Below are 18,808 nucleotides of genomic sequence, written 5' to 3'. Positions count from 1 at the left end.
AATAGCCTCTCTGTTTATAAACTCTTACTTTCATATTGTCGTTATTGAATAAGGTGCCTTACATAAGGCACCTTTTAAAATTCTCTCTTCTCATATAATTTCACTGAAACGAAGATAGATATTATGAACATGCATATCGAACTAATGAATAACATGCTGTTATATAGTTGAATTTGTTCCAAGTTGATTTGAAACAAAGTTTCTAAAATAACAATCGGCGCCATGAATATTACTATTGTAATAAGAATAGTTTTTTTATATCCCAACCAAAACGCTATTGGTAAAACAAAGCTTAAATATACTAAAATGAAGCTAATACTAGTAACCATTGTCGTTTCAATAAATTCAAATACATTAGTTCCATTACTCATTCCCATCGTGAAACAACCAATTGATACACTTATGAAAAGAATAATAATCGATACGACATATTTTGCAAATACAATTTCTTTTTTCAATATCGGTAAACTATTTACTATTATTTCACTCTCATTTTTACCATCGGCTTCAAACGTTTTTACCGTCGCCATAACTGTAAAAATAACCGACATAATTACGAATACATTTCCCGTATCTTTTAAGGCCATATAAAAGAGAATAGGATATAGTATGTACCACATTAAAAATTTCCACTGAATAATAAAATCTTTTAAAATTAGTTGTTTCAAAACTATTCCCCTCTCCCTTACAAATCACGCTCACTATACAAATTAATTGAGAGTAACATAGACATGATATATAAAAGAAGTAGCCCAGCTATAAAACAAACATTTACGACTAGACTCGTGCTCCAAACATTCTCTACATCTAACCATACACTGCTTACAATTACTCCACTTAATCCCCCAACTATAACTCCCATAAAATAAGCAGCCTGTTTCGAACTGCTATATTCTACTGAAAATTCAATTGGAAGTACGATCATGCTATAAACCAATCCTCCCGTTACTCCGCCAAGAATCGCTCCCCACAACATAAATCCTGTTATATGCTCATTTTGCAACTGAATTAGACCAACTAAAAGCGAGAAAACTACACCTAAAAGAACTAAAATACTTACAAATATGTATTTTGCTATGACAATTTCCTGACGCTGAAGTGGTAAACTATTTAATATCTTTTCACTCTTATTTCTAGCCTCATAACTCGTCGACCATATTGTTCCAAGGAGAGGTATAGTTATACTAAGCTTCAACAGAAAAGTGTCGCTACCGAAATCAACAATTGCTAGGAAAAGCAAGCATATAAAACCAACAACCCCTACCTTTCTTTGCAACATCATATCTTTTAAGACTAGTTGCTTGATCATGTATTACACCTCCTAATATGAAAATGTCCCTTCTATAACTCTGCCTCCTGAAACATTTTCATTGAGAGCAACATTGATATGACTATACTTACTAACACTCCGATACCAACAACACTCATTGCTAGTGTAGCCTCTTGAGAGTGGAGTACTTTTAACATGATTATTTCATCACCAAAAATATTGCACATAAGGCCAATCATACCTATTAAAGGAAAAATCATAATCACATTCAAGACAGTAATAGCTTTATATCCCCCCATGTAATTAGTAGGTATCGTTACTACACAATAAATCAAGGTTGCTACTATTGCTGAAAACATTGCATATCCAGGAATAACTATAGCTCTGTTCAATAAAATATTTCCTAATATTACGACTATAGAGGTTATACTCAAACCGACTATAATAAATAATGTGGTTGAAATATATTTAGCTATAACTATCTCTGTTCTCGTTATAGGCAAACTCACTAATACTTTTTCTGTTTTACTTTTCTCTTCATGATAAAAAGAAATATATATAATCGTACTACATGTCATAAATAATCCTATTGCAATCCCCATTGGTTCTACAGAATTTCTAAAAACAGATAAAATAGGTATTAAAAAATAAAAAGGAAACATCTTCTTCTGTAAGAAAAACTCCTTCAAAATCAATTGCTGCATCTAAATTCCCCTCTCTATAAATCACGTGCTCCGTAAATTTTAATTGCAAGAAACATAGAGGCGATATACACACTAACTAATATAACCGCCCAAACTATAAGCAAGAAAATGTTCGAAGGATTCATAATCCAATTACTGAGTGATGACGTTGTTTCATTCAGTCCATCCCCTATAAATATCCAAGCAATCCCACCAACTGCCATTGATACTCCTGATACTATACTTCGTGCTATCTTTGACTTTGTAACATAATAACTTGGAAAAAATGTCACAACAAAAAATACAGCGTAAACAGCTCCATTTATGACTTCATACCATGGAATTTCAATGTATAGATTAGGATGATATGCACCGATATCACCAATAACTACAATGCCTCTTATAAGAAAAACAACTAACATCGTAGAGAATATGCTGCCTACAATGAATATTGCACAGGAAATATATCTAGCAATAATGATATCCTTTCGACTTACAGGTAAACTATTTATCACAATGTCACTTTTATTTCTTTCATCCATAAAGATTAGTGTCATAACAGAAGAAAGAGTTATAAATAGACAACTCATCGAAAATAACAATTCACCACCTGGATCTAACATAAATAATACAAGGGGGACAACAAGATTTACTAACCAAGTTACCCGAAAAAAGAACAAATCTTTATATACGAGCTGACGCATAGGCACCTCTTCCTTTCGCGGTGTAAACGATGATATCATCTAATGTAGGCTTTTCTAGTACAACCTCATTTCCAAACCAATCGACAATTGCTTGTTTATCCTTCGCTAAACCTTCAAAACCAAATTTATTTTTTCGTAATCCAACAAATAGCTCTTTTCCTTCTCGGTCTAATAAATCATTACTTCCTTTTACGATTACGTAGTTCTTCATTAATTCATCTTTCTCACCAGTAAATATAATTTCTCCATCGTTGATAAACGTAATATAATCAGCGATGCGCTCTAAGTCTGTTGTAATGTGCGTTGAGAATAATACAGATACTTCATCTTCCATTACAGTTTCTTGCAGCATATCAAGTAATTCACTTCGAACAACTGGATCTAATCCTGCTGTCGGTTCATCCATAATGATAAACTCTGCGTGATGTGAAAGTGCGATAGCAATCGCAAATTTCATTTTCATCCCTTTTGATAGTTCTTTAATTTTTTTATACTTCGGAACTTGCAATCTATGCATATACGATTGATACTGCTCTTCGTCCCACTTTTTATATAACGGTGCAATAATACGTTTCATTTGTTCACACGTTAAATCTTCGTAGTAATGATTTTCATCATATACAAAACCGATATTTTGTTTTATTTCCTTTTCGGCTTTCTTATTGTCCTTGCCAAAAATTTTTATATCGCCGCTATCTTTCCTAATTAGATTCATAATCATTTTGATCGTCGTACTTTTCCCTGCTCCATTCGGTCCAACAAATCCCATAATATATCCGCGTGGTAACGTAAAACTTATATTTTTCACTGAAAAGTCTTGATAACTTTTACAAACATTTTTTAGTTCTAACATCCCTTATTCCCCCTCATATAAACACGCAATCATCTGCTGTAAATCTTCCAGTGAAAGCTGCAACGCTTTACTTTCATTCACAATCTCTTCCGCTTTACTTTCCAATAGACGAAGCCTTTGTTCTTTTAGTAGTTCATTATTTTTACGTGAAACATAAGTCCCCTTCCCAGCAACAGTTTCTATATATCCTTCTTTTTCAAGCTCCTCGTACGCACGCTTCGTTGTAATTACACTAATTTGTAGCTCCTTCGCTAAGCTACGAATAGACGGTAATTGATCTCCACCCTTTAAATCACCATTTAAAATAAGCTGGCTTAATTGTTTTCTTATTTGTACATAAATAGGGTCTTGGGAAGAATTCGAAATAATAATATTCATGTTTTCCTCCAGTGTGTATATACTGTGTATACCTTATATATACAGTATATACACAGCGCCCTATTTTTGGCAAGAAAAAAAGACCAACATTTTCCTGTTGGTCTTTCGTATATGTATCACTTTTCAAAGCGATCTAACATCTCATCTCTCATTCCGAAACTCACTACCGCAATTCCTACATACATAAACAGAAGGAACGCCGGATGAACTGTGTTGTACCAAGTGCTATCAACAATTAAATAAATCGTTAATGCCACAACAAGAACAAACGCTAAGATAAACATATAAAAGTGTCTTGTGCTACCCATAATAAACTCCTCTCTTCTCACTTCACCATTCAACAGTATATTTTATCGAATAATTCGATATGACTCAAGGTTAACTTTCTGTTATGTAATCAAGTTCCACCTTTACAATGTCCTCACATGCTATTGAAATAATCGTTCCTTGCTTATCAATTGCCGTCACTTCTCTATTATCCATTACACGATGCGCTACTCTTTCTAGTACTTTTCCTTGGTCTCGATAACAAAATTCTTTTACATCTTTAATCGTTTTTCCGTTTTCTAAATGGTATATCATTCTATAACACCGATATCCCACATTTTCACCCCCAGCTTGCTCGTTTTTTCACATATACATAAAAATGAGTCATTCCAATCTCATTACATCTTCTTAATTTCAATAAAATTCTAACAAAAATAAATACTTTTATCAAACTGACTTTTTCAACAAAATCACCTATAAAACTGCTTCTTTACACCATTATGAAACAAAAAATATAAATTTTTAACATTTTCTTCACCACTTCTGCATAAAGTGAAACTTTAATCAGTGGGGGATTTTTGTTCATCCCCACTGATTATTAGTTGAACCAATCGGACATTTACGGGCAGTTTATCTCCCACCTAACTCCTTTGCAACAGCCGATTTTTGAGGTGGGAGTTTTACTGCCCGTTAATGTGGGACAGATTCTCCATACAAAAAAAGAACCCGCATATAGCGAGTTCTTCCTTTGTTATTCTAATCAAACTTGTACAGGAGCTAGCTTTTCATAACGTAAAACTGGTTTACGTGCAGCCATCGTTTCGTCTAAACGTTTAATGACTGTTGTATGAGGTGCTTCTTGTACAACTTCTGGATTTTCTTCTACTTCTTTAGCAATTTGAATCATCTTATCAATGAAACCGTCTAATGTTTCTTTTGATTCTGTTTCTGTCGGCTCAATCATAATACATTCTTCCACATTTAATGGGAAGTAAATCGTTGGTGGATGGTAACCGAAATCAAGCAGGCGTTTTGCGATATCTAATGTACGTACACCAAGTTTCTTTTGACGACGACCTGATAATACAAACTCATGCTTACAATGTCTATCGAACGGAAGATCATAGAATGGTGCTAATCTTCTCATCATATAGTTCGCATTTAATACCGCATACTCCGTTACTGCACGTAGTCCATCTGGACCCATAGAACGAATATATGTGTATGCACGAACGTTAATTCCGAAGTTACCATAGAATGGTTTTACGCGCCCAATTGCTTCTGGACGATCATAGTTAAAGTGGTAGCCATTTTCCGTTTTCTCTAAAATTGGTTTTGGTAAGTACGGAATTAAATCAGCTTTCACACCTACTGGACCAGAACCTGGGCCACCGCCGCCGTGAGGACCTGTAAATGTTTTATGAAGGTTTAAATGCACAACGTCAAATCCCATATCTCCTGGGCGAGCTTGGCTTAATACCGCATTTAAGTTTGCACCATCATAGTATAATTTACCGCCTGCGTTATGGACGATTTCTGCCATTTCTAAAATGTTTTCTTCGAATAAACCTAATGTATTAGGATTTGTTAACATAAGTGCTGCTGTTTCTTCGTTTACAACACGTTTTAAATCTTCTAAGTCAACAAGACCATTTTCATTTGATTTTACTGTAATTGTTTCAAAACCAGCTACAGTTGCAGATGCTGGATTCGTTCCGTGAGCAGAGTCAGGAACAATTACTTTCGTACGGTTAAAGTCACCATTTGCTTCATGGTATGCACGAATTAACATTAAACCTGTCCATTCTCCGTGTGCACCAGCTGCTGGTTGCAATGTAACAGTATCCATACCTGTAATCTCAATTAAGTGCTCTTGTAAGTCGTACATTAATTCCATTGCACCTTGTACTGTCTTTTCGTCTTGCAACGGATGAATATTTGCAAATCCTGCGAAACGAGCTACATTCTCATTAATTTTCGGATTATATTTCATCGTACAAGATCCAAGTGGATAGAATCCAGAATCAACACCGTGGTTACGGTTTGAAAGTGCTGTATAGTGGCGCATAATATCAAGTTCAGATACTTCTGGTAGCTCTGCATCTTCTACTCGAATATAATCGCTCTCAAACACATCTTCTAGTTTCACTTCTTCTACATCTAATTTTGGTAGGCTATATCCTATGCGTCCTTCTTTACTCACTTCAAAGATAAGTGCTTGGTCTTGATTCTTCATTGGATAGCCCCCATTTCGTTTACAAGTGTGTCAATTTCCTCTTTTGTACGAAGCTCAGTTACTGCTACAAGCATATGGTTCTCATGCTCTTTATAATCACGGCCTAGGTCGTAACCGCCGATAATATTCTTTTGTAATAATGCATCGTTTACTTCTTTCACTGAACGCTTGCAATCTACAACGAACTCATTGAAGAATGGTCCAGCAAATGTTACTGTGAAGCCTTTCGCTTCAAATTGACGTTTTGCATATTGTGCTTTAGAAATGTTTTGACGTGCCATTTCTTTCACACCTTGTTTACCAAGTGCCGTCATTGCAACAGAAGCTGCTAATGCATTTAACGCTTGGTTTGAACAAATGTTAGACGTCGCTTTATCACGACGAATATGCTGTTCACGTGCTTGTAACGTTAATACGAATCCACGTTTACCATCTGAATCTACAGTTTGTCCGACAAGACGTCCTGGAATTTTACGCATAAATGCTTTCGTTGTTGCAAAGTAACCACAGTGTGGTCCACCAAATTGCGTTGGGATACCAAATGGTTGTGCATCACCGATTACAACATCAGCACCAAATTTTCCTGGTGGTGTTAATGCGCCTAATGATAATGGATTTGAAGAAACGATAAATAATGATTTTTGTTGATGAACGATTTTTTCAATATCAGCTAATTTTTCAACTTGTCCGAAGAAGTTTGGATATTGAACGATTACACAAGCAACTGTATCATCTACTTCACTTTGTAATACGTCTAAATCGGTTACACCATCTTTATGATTAATTTCAACAACTTCAAGATGTTGACCTTTTGCATACGTTTCAAGTACTGCTCTTGATTCTGGATGGACTGCACTAGATACAAGAATTTTCTTTTTACGAGTATGGCCAGCTGCTAGCATTGCCGCTTCAGCTAAAGCTGTACCCCCATCGTACATAGAAGAGTTCGCTACATCCATTCCTGTTAATTCACAAATCATTGTTTGGAATTCAAAGATTGCTTGTAATTCCCCTTGTGAAATTTCTGGTTGGTATGGCGTGTAAGCTGTATAAAATTCTGAGCGAGAGATAACGTGATCTACAATTACTGGAGCGTAATGATCATATACGCCTGCTCCTAAGAAAGAAGCGTACTCTTTTAAGTTAGCATTTTTACTAGCCATTTGAGTTAACTCTTTTAAAAGCTCTGGCTCTGATTTTGCTTCTTTAATTTTTAAATCCCCTTTAAAACGAACACTCTCTGGAATATCAGAGAATAACTCATCGATCGTTTGAACGCCGATCGTTTGTAACATTTCTTTTTTGTCTTCTTCTGTCATTGGAAGATAACGATGCAACATGAAATCTACCCCTCTCCCCGTTACTTTGAACGTTTATAAAATGGTGTTGGAACAACTACTGCTTTGACGCGTTTATTACGAATTTCAATTTCTACTTCTGTATCAACTGCTGCGTATTTTACATCAATTAGTGCTAAACCAATGCTTTTCTTTAACGTTGGAGATTGTGTACCACTCGTTACTTCCCCAATTTTTGCTTCTCCAATAAATACAGGATAATGCGTACGAGGAATTCCACGTTCGATTACTTCGATGCCGACTAACTTACGAGGCGCACCGTTTTCTTTTTGCTCTTTTAACGTTTCTTTTCCAAAGAAGTCTACTTCTTTATTTGGTTTTACCGCAAAGCCAATTCCAGCTTCAATCGGTGTAATATCTTTTGATAATTCTTGACCATAAAGTGGTAATGTTGCTTCGAAGCGAAGTGTATCACGAGCACCTAAACCACATGCTTTTAAACCTTCTTCTGCCCCAACTTCAAGAAGTTTCTCCCAAAGTTTTGCAGCATCTTCACTCTTACAGTAAATTTCAAATCCATCTTCACCTGTGTAACCTGTACGAGATACAAGTGCTGGAATTCCATCTACAAGAATATTGTTTTTAAATTTAAAGAACTTAATTTCTTTCAAATCTTCTGACACAACTTTTTGTAAAATGCCTTCTGCTTTTGGTCCTTGAATTGCAAGCTGTGCAACTTCACTAGAAACATTGACTACTGTCGCATCGCCAATTACATGGCTAGCTAACCATTCGTAATCTTTCTCGATATTTGATGCGTTGATTACTAATAAATAGTCTTCTTCACCACGTTTGTAGATTAATAAATCATCTACTGTACCACCATTTTCGTAGCACATAGCTGTATATTGTGCGCCTCCTACCTTTAAGGTAGAAACGTCATTTGTAACAACTCGTTGTAAAAATGCTAAACTATCTACACCTTTTACCTCAACTTCTCCCATATGAGACACATCGAACAAACCTGCCGCTGTACGTACAGCTTCATGTTCTTCTTTAATGCTTGAAAATTGAACTGGTAATTCCCAACCACCGAAGTCGATTGTTTTCCCACCATACTTCGCGTATACATCAAATAACGGTGTACGTTGTAATGTAATCATGCTCTCTCCCCCTTATGCTTTGACAAATCAATAAAAGTTGCTCGCCATATCTAAACATTTTCACTCTGAAAAGATAGGATATACGGAATCTCATTATTTTTTTTTATGAAAGCGTAAATAAAAAATCACTTTCTTGGATAAAATACGAAAGATTCCACACATTTCACACCATTATCCTAACATCATTCGCTATATTTCATCAATATTCTAGCATAAAAAATAATTTAGAATTTTTTATTCTTAATCTTATTAAATACAACTTTCAAAATTTAATTCTTTATCTTTGCCTATTCTTTAACTTTCAGTATGTGTAATAGCGCCTTATTACAAGGTTTATATAATAAAGATTTTTTTAATAATTACTTTAGTTTATAAAAGGTGGGAGAGTCGTAATGAATGTCGATATTTCCGTAGATCGAGCGTGGCAAAATAATTTTTTAAATAGAATTAACGAGGATGGTCCTTGGACAAACTGGGATTTATATCATTTAGCTTATAAAACAGAAAAATCGTTACTTGTTCCTACTTTCGATGGATTACAAGCACCGAAACATTTATCTCATTTCACACCACTTCCGCATCAATTAGAAGTCGCTCAAAATGTCATTGAACAAATGAATGGTAAAGCGATACTAGCAGATGAAGTGGGACTTGGGAAAACGATTGAAGCTGGGCTTATTTTAAAAGAATATATGGTCCGCGGCCTTGTGAAAAAAGTACTTATACTTGTCCCTGCCTCTCTCGTATCGCAATGGGCATACGAATTAAACACAAAATTTTTCATTCCAGCTGTAGCCCAAAAGAAAAGCTACTCGTGGGAACAAGCCGATGTGATTGTATCATCAATTGATACTGCAAAACGTTCACCGCATCGCGATATCGTTTTGAACTTAGAATATGACCTTATTATTATCGATGAAGCACATAAACTTAAAAATAATAAAACAAAAAACTATGAATTTGCACAACGATTAAAAAAGAAATTTTGTTTATTATTAACCGCTACCCCTGTTCAAAATAAGATCGATGAAATTTTCAACCTTGTATCTTTATTAAAGCCAGGACATTTAGGCAATCAATCCAACTTTGAAGAATATTACACTTCAAAAAATCGTTCTGCCGAATCTGATGAAGATTTAAAAGCTCTTATTAATAAAGTGATGGTCCGAAATCGACGGCATAATACCGGAATTGATTGGCCAAAGAGACATGTACGTACAATTTTTGTTGAGTTTAATGAAGAAGAACAAGCTTTGTATAATGGTATTGAAAATTGGCGAGGTCAAGACGCCTTCACATCCGCTTTCTCGTCGTTAACTTTAAAACGAGAAGCGTGTAGTAGTCGCGAGGCTGTGTACTATTCATTAAAAAAACATGTGGAAAAAAGGCAAAAAGAAAATGCGCATTACATAAAAGACCCACATATTGATGTGCTAATGGACAAGATTAATCATATTCCATTCAACTCAAAAGCCAATAAAGCTCTTGAGCTTATAAAAGAAATTGACGATAAAGTCATTATTTTCACTGAATATAGAGCTTCACAAATGTACTTACAATGGTTTTTACAACAACACGGTATTTCTTCCGTTCCATTCCGCGGCGGGTTTAAACGCGGGAAGAAAGATTGGATGAAGGAGCTTTTCCAAAACCACGCACAAGTATTAATTGCAACCGAAGCTGGTGGTGAAGGGATTAACTTACAGTTTTGTAGCCATATGATCAATTATGACTTACCCTGGAATCCAATGCGTCTTGAACAAAGAATAGGGCGTATTCACCGTCTTGGTCAAAAGAATGATGTTCATATTTATAACTTAGCTACAAAACATACGGTTGAAGAGCATATTTTGAAACTGCTATATGAAAAAATCAATTTATTTGAGCGTGTTATCGGTGAGCTTGATGAAATTTTAACGAGAATTAATATGAAAAACATCGACGCGCATATTCAAGAAATATTTGCGCAATCAAAAAGCGAAGGAGAAATCCGAATTAAGATGGAAAACTTAACATCTATTATCGACTTCGCAAAACGAAATGAAGCTGAGGTGCAAGGCTATGCAGCAACATGAAATTCATAATTACTTATACAATTTTTTTGAGGCGAATAACTGTGAAATTTTAGAACGTTCTCCTCATTTATTAAATGTGCAGTTAACAATTGAGATAGATAAATTATTAATGAATCGCCCTTTTTATTGGCACTATCTTGAGAAAACAGGAGGCGTGCCGAATCCGATGCGCCTTACTCTTGTTACAAATCCAGAAAATGAAGAAAACGATGGTGAGCTGATTCACTACGGTTCCCCACGCCTTCATCAAATTTTCCAAACAACAAAAGAATTAGGCTCTTACATACGTTTATATGAGGAAGTACGGCATAGCGGGGCAACGCATACACCGCTCCATCCGTGGCTCGGTGTAAATATTAAAGTTTCCTATCAATGCGATCGAAAAAAAGACATTCTTCACTCCATTGGGATTCATCTCATTTCTGGCACAATGATTGCAAACTTTCATGAGACATTAGCTAAAATTAAACTGACACCGAAAATACCTGACTTTTGTTTTACGCTCTCGCCTATTATTAAACCGCAAAGTGGTTTACAACGTATAGAGGACGCTTTAAAGAATATAATTGCAGAAGATGACCATACGTGGGCGAAAGAAGCAAGAGTGCGCTGGAATCACGATTTAGACCTTTTAAATCGTTTTTATGAAGAAAGTGATGAACTTCCCGAAAGCTATGAAATTGAAAAGCAAGCACTGCAAGAACAATATGAACCACGCATTACAGTGCAAATTATTAACGGTGGACTCTTTTACGTTACCGCGAATCACTTTCTATCTTAAAAAGCTCCTTCTATTTTAGAAGGAGTTTTTTAAGAGTTATCCTCTATCGCCATTACGCCCTTGTTGTTTTTGCTTTGCCATACGTTTTTGATGCGCACGATCTTTTGCACTCACATGATTTGCATCAGTTGGAAGGTTTTCTTTTGAACGGCCAATTCCATTACTCATCTTTTCCACTCCTTCTTATGTCTTTCAAAATACACCCTTATTTTCAGCTAGAGATACAATCTTTATACAAAAAATAAGAGCAGCCATTGGCTACTCTTACTCGCTCACATATTTTTGAAACATATCATGGATGCCTTTATTTACTAGGTTCGAGATCTGCTCGTCAGATTTATTCGGATAACGATCACGCAATCTGATAGATGCCTTCACCATTAAATTTTCTAATACAGAACGGCCACCTTCTCCATAAATAGTTTCAGCATACTTAACAAGTCTTCCATCCTCTACTGTTGCTGGATTATGATTGAAGAAAAATTTACTCATTGTCTCCACCTCTCCCTTTTGATAACGTTTACATTTATATAGATTATTTATGTTATTTATTTCACAATATTGTATGCATGTATATTTAATTAGTTTCATTATAAAACAACATATCGATAGTGATTATGTAATTTTCCGTCCATTTTGTGAACGAAATAAAAAATGAAAGCGTTTCCTTTATTATATACTAAAAAAACTTACTACGCTAGGGGCAATTTTTTCAATCTACGAATCCCTCAAAAATTGATATATTTTTTCATTTCCCATTAAACCTTATACAATTTTCAGAAATTATATTATAAAATATATGTATGACTTAAGGAGGATTTGTATGAATCAAAATAAAAAAGCTATATTAGATCTTGTCTTTTATCTCGTAATCCCGTTCCTCATTTGGAAATTTGCAAAACCTTATATCGATCCTTATTACGCGATGTTACTCTCCTCTGTTCCGGGGATTATTTATACACTGTATACCTTTAAAAAAGAAAAACAGTTTAACGTGACAGGGTTCTTTATTTTAATTACACTCATTTCTAATACAACGGTAGATTTATTATCTGGATCAGCTGAACGAATGTTATGGAACGATGCGTATTATCACATCGTACTCGGCATTATCGTCATATGTACAATTTTTATAAAGAAACCACTTATGTTATATTTCGCAGCAGATATTGCTGCACTGCAAGGCCATGACCGTGATAAAAGTCGTGAACTGTATCGTGATAGTCGTATCTATCCAGCACTACAATATTTAACGCTATTTTTCGGGCTGCAATTCATATTAAAAAGCTTCTTAAAAATTTATTTCATCTCTGTTTTCGGTGTAGATGGCTATGGTGAAATGAGAGCGATTATGACCGCTGTTGGATGGGGCATTTCCATTTGTATCGGAATTGGATTTGTTTGGGTAAATAATAAAATACATGCCGTTACAGAAGAAAAAGAATCCGTGCAGTAAATAAAAATCCCCTAGTAGCATCATACTACTAGGGGATTTTTATTTTGCTGCACATATTACGAAATCGTTAACTTGATTTTTTTCTTTTATTTTTTACGTTTCGATAAAACAAAGCAGCACTTAGCGGCATAACACCAAACCACTTATTCATAAATGGCTCTTTTTCAGCACGGCGTTGTTCTTTCTTTTGTTTACGATCTTCTTTTGGAGCATCCATATACGACACAAATTGCTGTGTCACAAAGCGAACATAATCATTAGTAGACATATTATCATCACCTCTACTTGATTAGTATGTCCACTTTTTTATTCATTAATCTTTTCTTTTAATTCATTCATAATTTGCTTTACAGACTTATTCGTCGTATCGATATGAATATGAGCCTCTTCATAATAAGCTCGGCGCGATTCAAATTTTGCCACAAATGCCTCTATATCTTTCTTCTGAAATAGTGGCCGTGTCGTATCTTCACGAAGCCTTTCTGCTATTACATGTGGATCACAATATAAATACACGATGGTTCCATTTTCCTTCATCCACTTTCGGTTTTCCTCTCGTTCAATGATGCCGCCACCAGTTGTAATAATTACATTACAACTCGGTAGTGAACGTAACATTTCACTTTCATATTCCCGAAAAGCCATTTCGCCTTCTTCAGCAAAAATATCACGAATTGCCTTCTCCTGCTTCTCTTCAATTTTTTTGTCTGTATCGACAACATCCATATGAAGTTCTTTACTTAATGCTTTTCCAATTGTTGTTTTCCCAGCTCCCATATAACCGGTTATGTATATAGATTTCATGTTCGTTCCTCTCAATCATCCGTTATTATTTGTTATTATAACGAATGATTACATTATTTAATAAAAAAACGTTTTGTTCTTCTTATAAAATGAAGAACAAAACGTTTCATACACGCTTTTACTTATAAGCGCCTCTTCTTACCCACTGCGTTGCAATCCATTTCTCACCTTTCGTTACAGGTGCCCCTCCATGTAACGTAAGCTCATTTAATGATTGGTCTTGATAAAAATACTCAAAGTATACTGCCATTCCCTTTCTAGGGTGCACAGAAAGATTTAATTTCGGGAAGAACGTTTCTCCGCCCTCTTCTACATCATTTAAGTACATGACAAGCGTACTAATACGATTATTAGCAGCTGATCTACTATGTTCCGCAAAATAATCATAGTGCGCTTTATATTGTTGATCCACTTCATAATTTAAAATGTGTAATCCTTCTCCATGCGACGCAGGAACATTCATGATAGATGAAATTCGTTTTTCAATCTTCGCAGTAAGTTCATTATCGTCCAAAAATGCACCCTTACTCGTTCGAATATCATTTACATCACGTGATGAACCAACTTTAGAACGTGCTAACTTACTTTTAGACAATTCAATCAATTCATCGCATTCTTCATTGCTTAATACATTTCCTAGCACGACAATAAGAGGTTCTTCGAATTTTGAAATAATGTGTATTTCCCTATCTTCTGTCATAATTGCATTTCCTTTATGATCAAAAATAGTTTGTTCCTTATTTTCACCTATTTGATTGTTGTTTGTCATTTCCCTATTCTCCCTAAAAATAATGATTGGATAGCATGAATATATCATATTCTTTCTACCTTTCTCTTTTTTGAGAAAATTTAAACTTTTGATTGTTTTATTTATCCATTTCCTTTTAAAAAACAACCTATTACAAAATGAGAAATTATGGTTTTCATCCGTATATTTTACATACTATCCTTCTATCCAATCGAATATTTTTCCATCCTTTTTTCTATACCGAAAGCTTACTTTATAGAAAACTTCTTGTTTGATTTTGCACTGCAACGAAACGAGTATAACATCGTTTTCAAAGACGTAATTTCCACTTGCTGCGCCCTTTTCATATTGAAAGAAAAATGTATCTTCCTTTTCTTTTTGCTGTAAGTCTTTTTTTATATTTGTAATCGATTGACTTAGTAGTTCCTCTAGTACAAACTTTTGCTCTATTTCAATATAAAATTTTTTATCTATAAGTAACATATTCGTTTCGTATACAAAGAACGAAGTTAATAATACAAGAAAAATGATTGTTCCTGGCATCGTAAATCCATCTTGTTTTCTCATGTATTTATTTCCATCTCGCTATACCTTACAGCTACACCTTCATATACTTTCCCACTCATATCTTTCACATTTATAAAGAGCAAGTGAGGGGTTACTTCATATGAAACCCTTTCAATATTTTGTAATATAACTTCTCTTCCGCGCATATTCACTTTTCTTATAAGATGATTATTCAATTTTTCGTACGTCACTTCATCTCCAGTACGAAGGCGGAAGCGCAAAAGATTATCTTTATTTTCAGGGACTATTTTTTCTACAAATGATACTTCACGAAATTCTAATTGTACTTGTCCTATAAACACATCCCATTCCCAATTATTTAATCCTTTCGATTGTTTGTTTTCTATTCCGATAAAGTTTAAACGTGGCAAGAGTAAAAAGAACAGTGATAACAGAAAAAAACATACGATCATTTCTATTAAAGTAAATCCAACTTCTAATTTGTTTTTTCTCCTGCATAAAAGCATTGTTCCATCATTCTTCCTTTCACATCTTTCCACATAGCACAAACTTCATTTCCTCCCCAATATGTGTAATATACATTTCCATTTACGACTTTTTCTTTCTGTTGTTTTTCCTCATTCTCATACATATATAAAGCTGCTGCTCTTTTTAATAATACAAATGCATTATAACGAATTTGTATGTTCTTTCGTTCTTGCATAATTAATACTGTTTGCGGAAGTAGTAAAGATACCGCCATCATTACTATACTTAATGCCACAAGCATTTCAGCCATCACTGACCCTTTTTGACATTTCACGATATGTAAATCTCCCTCTTCCAAGCTGAAATACAACCTCATATTTATAACTTCGATACGCAAGTAAAATTGTACCACCTCTATTAATATTTCCACTCGGATTATATGTCATCGGATTGGGAAAAGTATTCAAATCAATTTGTATATCGCTATCATATTCTCTTTTAATGATAGCAAGATTCGTACTCGATTCCCCTATATAGTACATATGTCTATCTTTATACCATCGTAATGTATAATGTTTTTGACGGCTTATCGCTAATTGTTGCATATACAAAATATCATTTGAAAACTGTCTCAAAAATTGTTCGATTTTTTGTTTTTCATATAATGAATGTACATTGTAATACATGACCATACTTAGTACAGAAATTGCAAAGAGAACGAGTAGCATTTCTAAAAGAGTAAAACCTTTTTCTTTCACAGTTTCCCACTTGATACTGTTCCATCATTTGAAATATGAATGGATTCACCATTCGGACACTTATCAGATGTAATATATTTTTCATCACTTAGCTCTTTTAGCGAGGGAATTTTATTATGTTGTAATTGGTATACTTGTATTTGTGCTTCTATAGATTTCACATAAGCTTTACATCCTTTTCCTTCGACCGATGAACGCTGTGTAACTACATTAGGAATAATTAATAGTAATAATACAGTTATTACGACCATAACTAATAACATTTCTAAAAGGGTAAATCCCTCCTCATTCTGCATGTAAATACCTCCTAAATAGAATTCATCATTTGAAACATTGGCATAATCATCGCTAAATACATAAGAACGACTATTCCTCCAATACACGTAAATAAAATCGGTTGAATGATCACTAACATACGTTTAACTTTTTGCTCCATCTTCTCCATGATAAGATCGCTATAGTCACCTAATTCAATCGCCAAATTACCGTTTGCTTGTCCATGCGTAATAATATAAGATAGCTCTTCCTCGTAATATCCGCTTTTTGCAATAATAAATTGCAACGGTTCTCCCGCAATTAATTGGTGTTTAATTCGGCCCGCTTCATACTGAAAGAACGGATGATATTTTTGCTCCATCATTATTGTTAGAGCCTCAAGTACTGATAGTCCTCCGTGTAATAAGCCGCTCAATTGAGTAGCGAAATAATGCGAATGCTTTAAAATAAGAAATGTTTTTATGAGGGGAATACGAAGTATAATTTTTATCTGCTTCATATGCGGGAGTTTCCGAAAGTAAAATATATATACACTACAGCCAATTAAGACGATAAAAATAGTGCTAATAATAAGATATGGTAGCAGCTTAATTGCACTTAATATTTGTTCTGTAAGTAAAGGTGCTGTAGAACCAAACGAACTATATACCATGTCAACCTGCGGTAATAAAATGCGGTTAAAAACAAAAATCATGATCATTAAAAAGAACGCCAAAAACATGGGGTACTGCATTATTTTCATCATATCTTTCCTATACTTATCCTTTTTATAAAGAAGTGAGCTCCCTTGTTGCAACGCAAAAGAAATATCACCATGTTGCTCGGCATAAAATAAATAGCTTAACATCTCCTGATGAAACTTTAATTGATGAAAAGAATCGTGTAGACTTTTTCCATCTTTTAACCCATCAATCATGCGCTGCAATTGTACTTTCTTTTCTAAAGGTAATTGAAACCGTAAAAATTCTAATGCCTGCAAAAGGGAGTATCCTTTTTCTAATAGTTCTCCTAATCGTTTCAATAATACTACTTGATCACTTAAACTCCATATCTCCTTAAACATACACATCCTCTTCTAAAAATCCTAAAGCGTATCCTTTTCTTATCGAAGATTCTAATGTTTCGTGCTTGTATGTGACACATTCCCCGTTTGCTTCTTTAATCGCTTGTTTTAACTCATATCCATATAACAACTCATAAATACTCGCTTGTCTTACTTGCCTCATTGATTTACATAAAGTTGAGCACTTTCTTTTGCAAAACGGACACTTCAATTCGACAAGTCGCTGTGCAGCTATAGCCAATAAAGATTGTTCAATCTCTTGCCTTGTTATGCCAAAGTCCATAAACCGAAGTATCGCTCCTTTCGCATCATTCGTATGCAATGTCGTCATTACTAAATGTCCAGTCAAACTTGCTCTTATAGCAATTTTCGCTGTTTCTTCATCACGAATTTCACCGACTAAAATAATATCTGGATCATGACGTAAAATAGCCTTCAGTCCCGCCTCATATGTGATACCTGCTTTTTCATTTATTTGAATTTGTAATACATCGTCATTTCTTTTTTCAACTGGATCTTCCAGTGTAACGATGCGACGTGTTTTCTTTGTTCTAATTACCTCTAATAATGCATACATTGTTGTTGTCTTTCCTGAACCAGTTTGTCATGTTTTTGGGTACAACTTTAAAAAATAAAAAAAAAGACTCTAAGCAGAAGTGCCTAAAGTCTTTAAAATCTTTGCTGTATTCATAATAGCTTCATTTGATGGTTTATTGATTACTATTACGTTTATTGTAATTGGTTTCTTTTCCTTAGTTGTTGTTTTCCACATCATTAGCACCCTCCCGAATTTGTCTTGTCAGTTGGGTACTTGCAATTGACGTTCGTTTTGGGACATCAAATTACTAATATAAAAAGGTGGTTATTACTAATGGAATAATATACTTAAGAACGGGATACAAACATGATAAGGACACCTATTGCTGGTACTACTAGCAATAAGAGGATTTATCTCTATCAGAAACCCATATTAAAAAACGGTAAAGTTACTTTTACAGA

The 18,808-nt window shown here is 34.5% G+C and carries 26 protein-coding genes and 2 pseudogenes; 4 read left to right on the top strand and 24 right to left on the bottom strand.

Going from position 1 to position 18,808, the window contains the following annotated elements; genetic code table 11:
- Positions 1-74: 74 nt before the first annotated feature.
- The 11 genes from ACTFOB_RS17230 to gcvT form a co-directional block, all read right to left on the bottom strand.
- Entirely contained in the window at positions 75-668 is a 594-nt protein-coding gene (locus ACTFOB_RS17230) for an ABC-2 transporter permease (protein WP_440027747.1), read from the bottom strand.
- Between the two features lie 17 nt (positions 669-685).
- The gene (locus ACTFOB_RS17225; RefSeq protein ID WP_440027745.1) at positions 686-1,309 is read right to left on the bottom strand and encodes an ABC-2 transporter permease; all 624 of its coding nucleotides are present in this window, start codon (positions 1,307-1,309) and stop codon (positions 686-688) included.
- 32 nt (positions 1,310-1,341) lie between these two features.
- The gene (locus ACTFOB_RS17220) at positions 1,342-1,974 is read right to left on the bottom strand and encodes an ABC-2 transporter permease (protein ID WP_440027743.1); all 633 of its coding nucleotides are present in this window, start codon (positions 1,972-1,974) and stop codon (positions 1,342-1,344) included.
- A 14-nt stretch (positions 1,975-1,988) separates the two neighbouring features.
- A complete protein-coding gene (locus tag ACTFOB_RS17215; protein WP_440027742.1) occupies positions 1,989-2,657 on the bottom strand; it encodes an ABC-2 transporter permease in 669 nt (222 codons plus the stop codon).
- Positions 2,638-3,510 (bottom strand): ABC transporter ATP-binding protein, encoded by an 873-nt coding sequence (locus tag ACTFOB_RS17210; RefSeq protein ID WP_440027740.1) that lies wholly within the window; start codon positions 3,508-3,510, stop codon positions 2,638-2,640. Before ACTFOB_RS17210 ends, ACTFOB_RS17215 begins: the two co-directional genes overlap by 20 nt.
- A 3-nt stretch (positions 3,511-3,513) precedes the next feature.
- Positions 3,514-3,888: a GntR family transcriptional regulator gene (locus tag ACTFOB_RS17205; RefSeq protein ID WP_151633157.1), complete on the bottom strand. Its 375-nt coding sequence runs from the start codon at positions 3,886-3,888 to the stop codon at positions 3,514-3,516.
- A gap of 116 nt (positions 3,889-4,004) precedes the next feature.
- A complete protein-coding gene (locus ACTFOB_RS17200) occupies positions 4,005-4,196 on the bottom strand; it encodes a hypothetical protein (protein WP_000535935.1) in 192 nt (63 codons plus the stop codon).
- 70 nt (positions 4,197-4,266) lie between these two features.
- Entirely contained in the window at positions 4,267-4,470 is a 204-nt protein-coding gene (locus tag ACTFOB_RS17195; protein ID WP_000639160.1) for a DUF3929 family protein, read from the bottom strand.
- A gap of 445 nt (positions 4,471-4,915) precedes the next feature.
- Positions 4,916-6,391 carry an aminomethyl-transferring glycine dehydrogenase subunit 2 gene (gene gcvPB, locus ACTFOB_RS17190; protein WP_440027737.1) on the bottom strand — a complete coding sequence of 492 codons (1,476 nt, stop codon included), beginning with the start codon at positions 6,389-6,391 and terminating at the stop codon, positions 4,916-4,918.
- Entirely contained in the window at positions 6,388-7,731 is a 1,344-nt protein-coding gene (gene gcvPA, locus ACTFOB_RS17185; RefSeq protein ID WP_440027735.1) for an aminomethyl-transferring glycine dehydrogenase subunit 1, read from the bottom strand. Before gcvPA ends, gcvPB begins: the two co-directional genes overlap by 4 nt.
- Positions 7,732-7,751: 20 nt before the next feature.
- Complete coding sequence (gene gcvT / locus ACTFOB_RS17180) at positions 7,752-8,852, bottom strand: glycine cleavage system aminomethyltransferase GcvT (RefSeq protein WP_440027733.1); 1,101 nt, start codon at positions 8,850-8,852, stop codon at positions 7,752-7,754.
- Positions 8,853-9,244: 392 nt separating this feature from the next.
- Between gcvT and ACTFOB_RS17175 the strand changes: the two genes are divergently transcribed.
- Entirely contained in the window at positions 9,245-10,927 is a 1,683-nt protein-coding gene (locus ACTFOB_RS17175) for a DEAD/DEAH box helicase (protein WP_440027731.1), read from the top strand.
- Positions 10,914-11,708 (top strand): YqhG family protein, encoded by a 795-nt coding sequence (locus tag ACTFOB_RS17170; RefSeq protein WP_440027729.1) that lies wholly within the window; start codon positions 10,914-10,916, stop codon positions 11,706-11,708. The genes ACTFOB_RS17175 and ACTFOB_RS17170 overlap by 14 nt, the downstream gene beginning before the upstream one ends.
- A gap of 36 nt (positions 11,709-11,744) precedes the next feature.
- On the opposite strand, the gene ACTFOB_RS17165 is transcribed toward ACTFOB_RS17170, so the two are convergent.
- Positions 11,745-11,876 carry a hypothetical protein gene (locus ACTFOB_RS17165; protein WP_000064662.1) on the bottom strand — a complete coding sequence of 44 codons (132 nt, stop codon included), beginning with the start codon at positions 11,874-11,876 and terminating at the stop codon, positions 11,745-11,747.
- A 96-nt stretch (positions 11,877-11,972) separates the two neighbouring features.
- Positions 11,973-12,200 carry a hypothetical protein gene (locus tag ACTFOB_RS17160; RefSeq protein ID WP_151633167.1) on the bottom strand — a complete coding sequence of 76 codons (228 nt, stop codon included), beginning with the start codon at positions 12,198-12,200 and terminating at the stop codon, positions 11,973-11,975.
- Positions 12,201-12,273: 73 nt separating this feature from the next.
- Between ACTFOB_RS17160 and ACTFOB_RS17155 the strand changes: the two are divergent.
- Together ACTFOB_RS17155 and ACTFOB_RS17150 are read left to right on the top strand one after the other, a co-directional pair.
- A pseudogene (locus ACTFOB_RS17155) lies at positions 12,274-12,391 on the top strand (GTP pyrophosphokinase).
- Between the two features lie 140 nt (positions 12,392-12,531).
- Positions 12,532-13,164 carry a VC0807 family protein gene (locus ACTFOB_RS17150; RefSeq protein ID WP_001073110.1) on the top strand — a complete coding sequence of 211 codons (633 nt, stop codon included), beginning with the start codon at positions 12,532-12,534 and terminating at the stop codon, positions 13,162-13,164.
- A 67-nt stretch (positions 13,165-13,231) separates the two neighbouring features.
- Here the strand turns inward: ACTFOB_RS17150 and ACTFOB_RS17145 are convergent, their stop codons facing one another.
- The 11 genes and pseudogenes from ACTFOB_RS17145 to ACTFOB_RS17095 all read right to left on the bottom strand — a co-directional run bounded on the left by ACTFOB_RS17145 (position 13,232) and on the right by ACTFOB_RS17095 (position 18,584).
- The gene (locus ACTFOB_RS17145) at positions 13,232-13,432 is read right to left on the bottom strand and encodes a YqzE family protein (protein WP_000106081.1); all 201 of its coding nucleotides are present in this window, start codon (positions 13,430-13,432) and stop codon (positions 13,232-13,234) included.
- Between the two features lie 38 nt (positions 13,433-13,470).
- On the bottom strand, positions 13,471-13,968 hold the full coding sequence (locus ACTFOB_RS17140; RefSeq protein WP_440027727.1) for a shikimate kinase: 498 nt from the start codon (positions 13,966-13,968) through the stop codon (positions 13,471-13,473).
- A 118-nt stretch (positions 13,969-14,086) separates the two neighbouring features.
- Positions 14,087-14,737, bottom strand: coding sequence for a 2OG-Fe(II) oxygenase (locus ACTFOB_RS17135; protein ID WP_440027725.1), 651 nt, complete (start codon positions 14,735-14,737; stop codon positions 14,087-14,089).
- A gap of 174 nt (positions 14,738-14,911) precedes the next feature.
- Positions 14,912-15,283, bottom strand: a complete 372-nt coding sequence (comGG, locus tag ACTFOB_RS17130) for a competence type IV pilus minor pilin ComGG (protein WP_440027723.1) — start codon at positions 15,281-15,283, stop codon at positions 14,912-14,914.
- Positions 15,280-15,750, bottom strand: coding sequence for a competence type IV pilus minor pilin ComGF (comGF, locus tag ACTFOB_RS17125; RefSeq protein ID WP_440027822.1), 471 nt, complete (start codon positions 15,748-15,750; stop codon positions 15,280-15,282). The genes comGG and comGF overlap by 4 nt, the downstream gene beginning before the upstream one ends.
- Complete coding sequence (gene comGE / locus ACTFOB_RS17120) at positions 15,720-16,022, bottom strand: competence type IV pilus minor pilin ComGE (RefSeq protein WP_440027721.1); 303 nt, start codon at positions 16,020-16,022, stop codon at positions 15,720-15,722. The genes comGF and comGE overlap by 31 nt, the downstream gene beginning before the upstream one ends.
- Complete coding sequence (gene comGD, locus ACTFOB_RS17115; RefSeq protein ID WP_440027719.1) at positions 16,015-16,470, bottom strand: competence type IV pilus minor pilin ComGD; 456 nt, start codon at positions 16,468-16,470, stop codon at positions 16,015-16,017. The genes comGE and comGD overlap by 8 nt, the downstream gene beginning before the upstream one ends.
- Positions 16,467-16,766 carry a comG operon protein ComGC gene (comGC, locus tag ACTFOB_RS17110; protein WP_016086289.1) on the bottom strand — a complete coding sequence of 100 codons (300 nt, stop codon included), beginning with the start codon at positions 16,764-16,766 and terminating at the stop codon, positions 16,467-16,469. Before comGC ends, comGD begins: the two co-directional genes overlap by 4 nt.
- 11 nt (positions 16,767-16,777) lie before the next feature.
- Complete coding sequence (comGB, locus tag ACTFOB_RS17105; protein WP_440027716.1) at positions 16,778-17,809, bottom strand: competence type IV pilus assembly protein ComGB; 1,032 nt, start codon at positions 17,807-17,809, stop codon at positions 16,778-16,780.
- Positions 17,802-18,410: pseudogene (gene comGA, locus ACTFOB_RS17100) on the bottom strand (competence protein ComGA); the annotation flags it as partial. The pseudogene comGA and the gene comGB, both read right to left, overlap by 8 nt.
- 45 nt (positions 18,411-18,455) lie before the next feature.
- Positions 18,456-18,584 (bottom strand): hypothetical protein, encoded by a 129-nt coding sequence (locus tag ACTFOB_RS17095; protein ID WP_267911579.1) that lies wholly within the window; start codon positions 18,582-18,584, stop codon positions 18,456-18,458.
- Positions 18,585-18,808: the final 224 nt, after the last annotated feature.

Origin of the sequence: Bacillus cereus group sp. MYBK79-1, assembly GCF_051915365.1 — a bacterium.
Classification (GTDB): Bacteria; Bacillota; Bacilli; order Bacillales; family Bacillaceae_G; genus Bacillus_A.
Note: the sequence above shows the minus strand (reverse complement) of the source record. Positions and strands in the feature narration are given on the sequence as shown.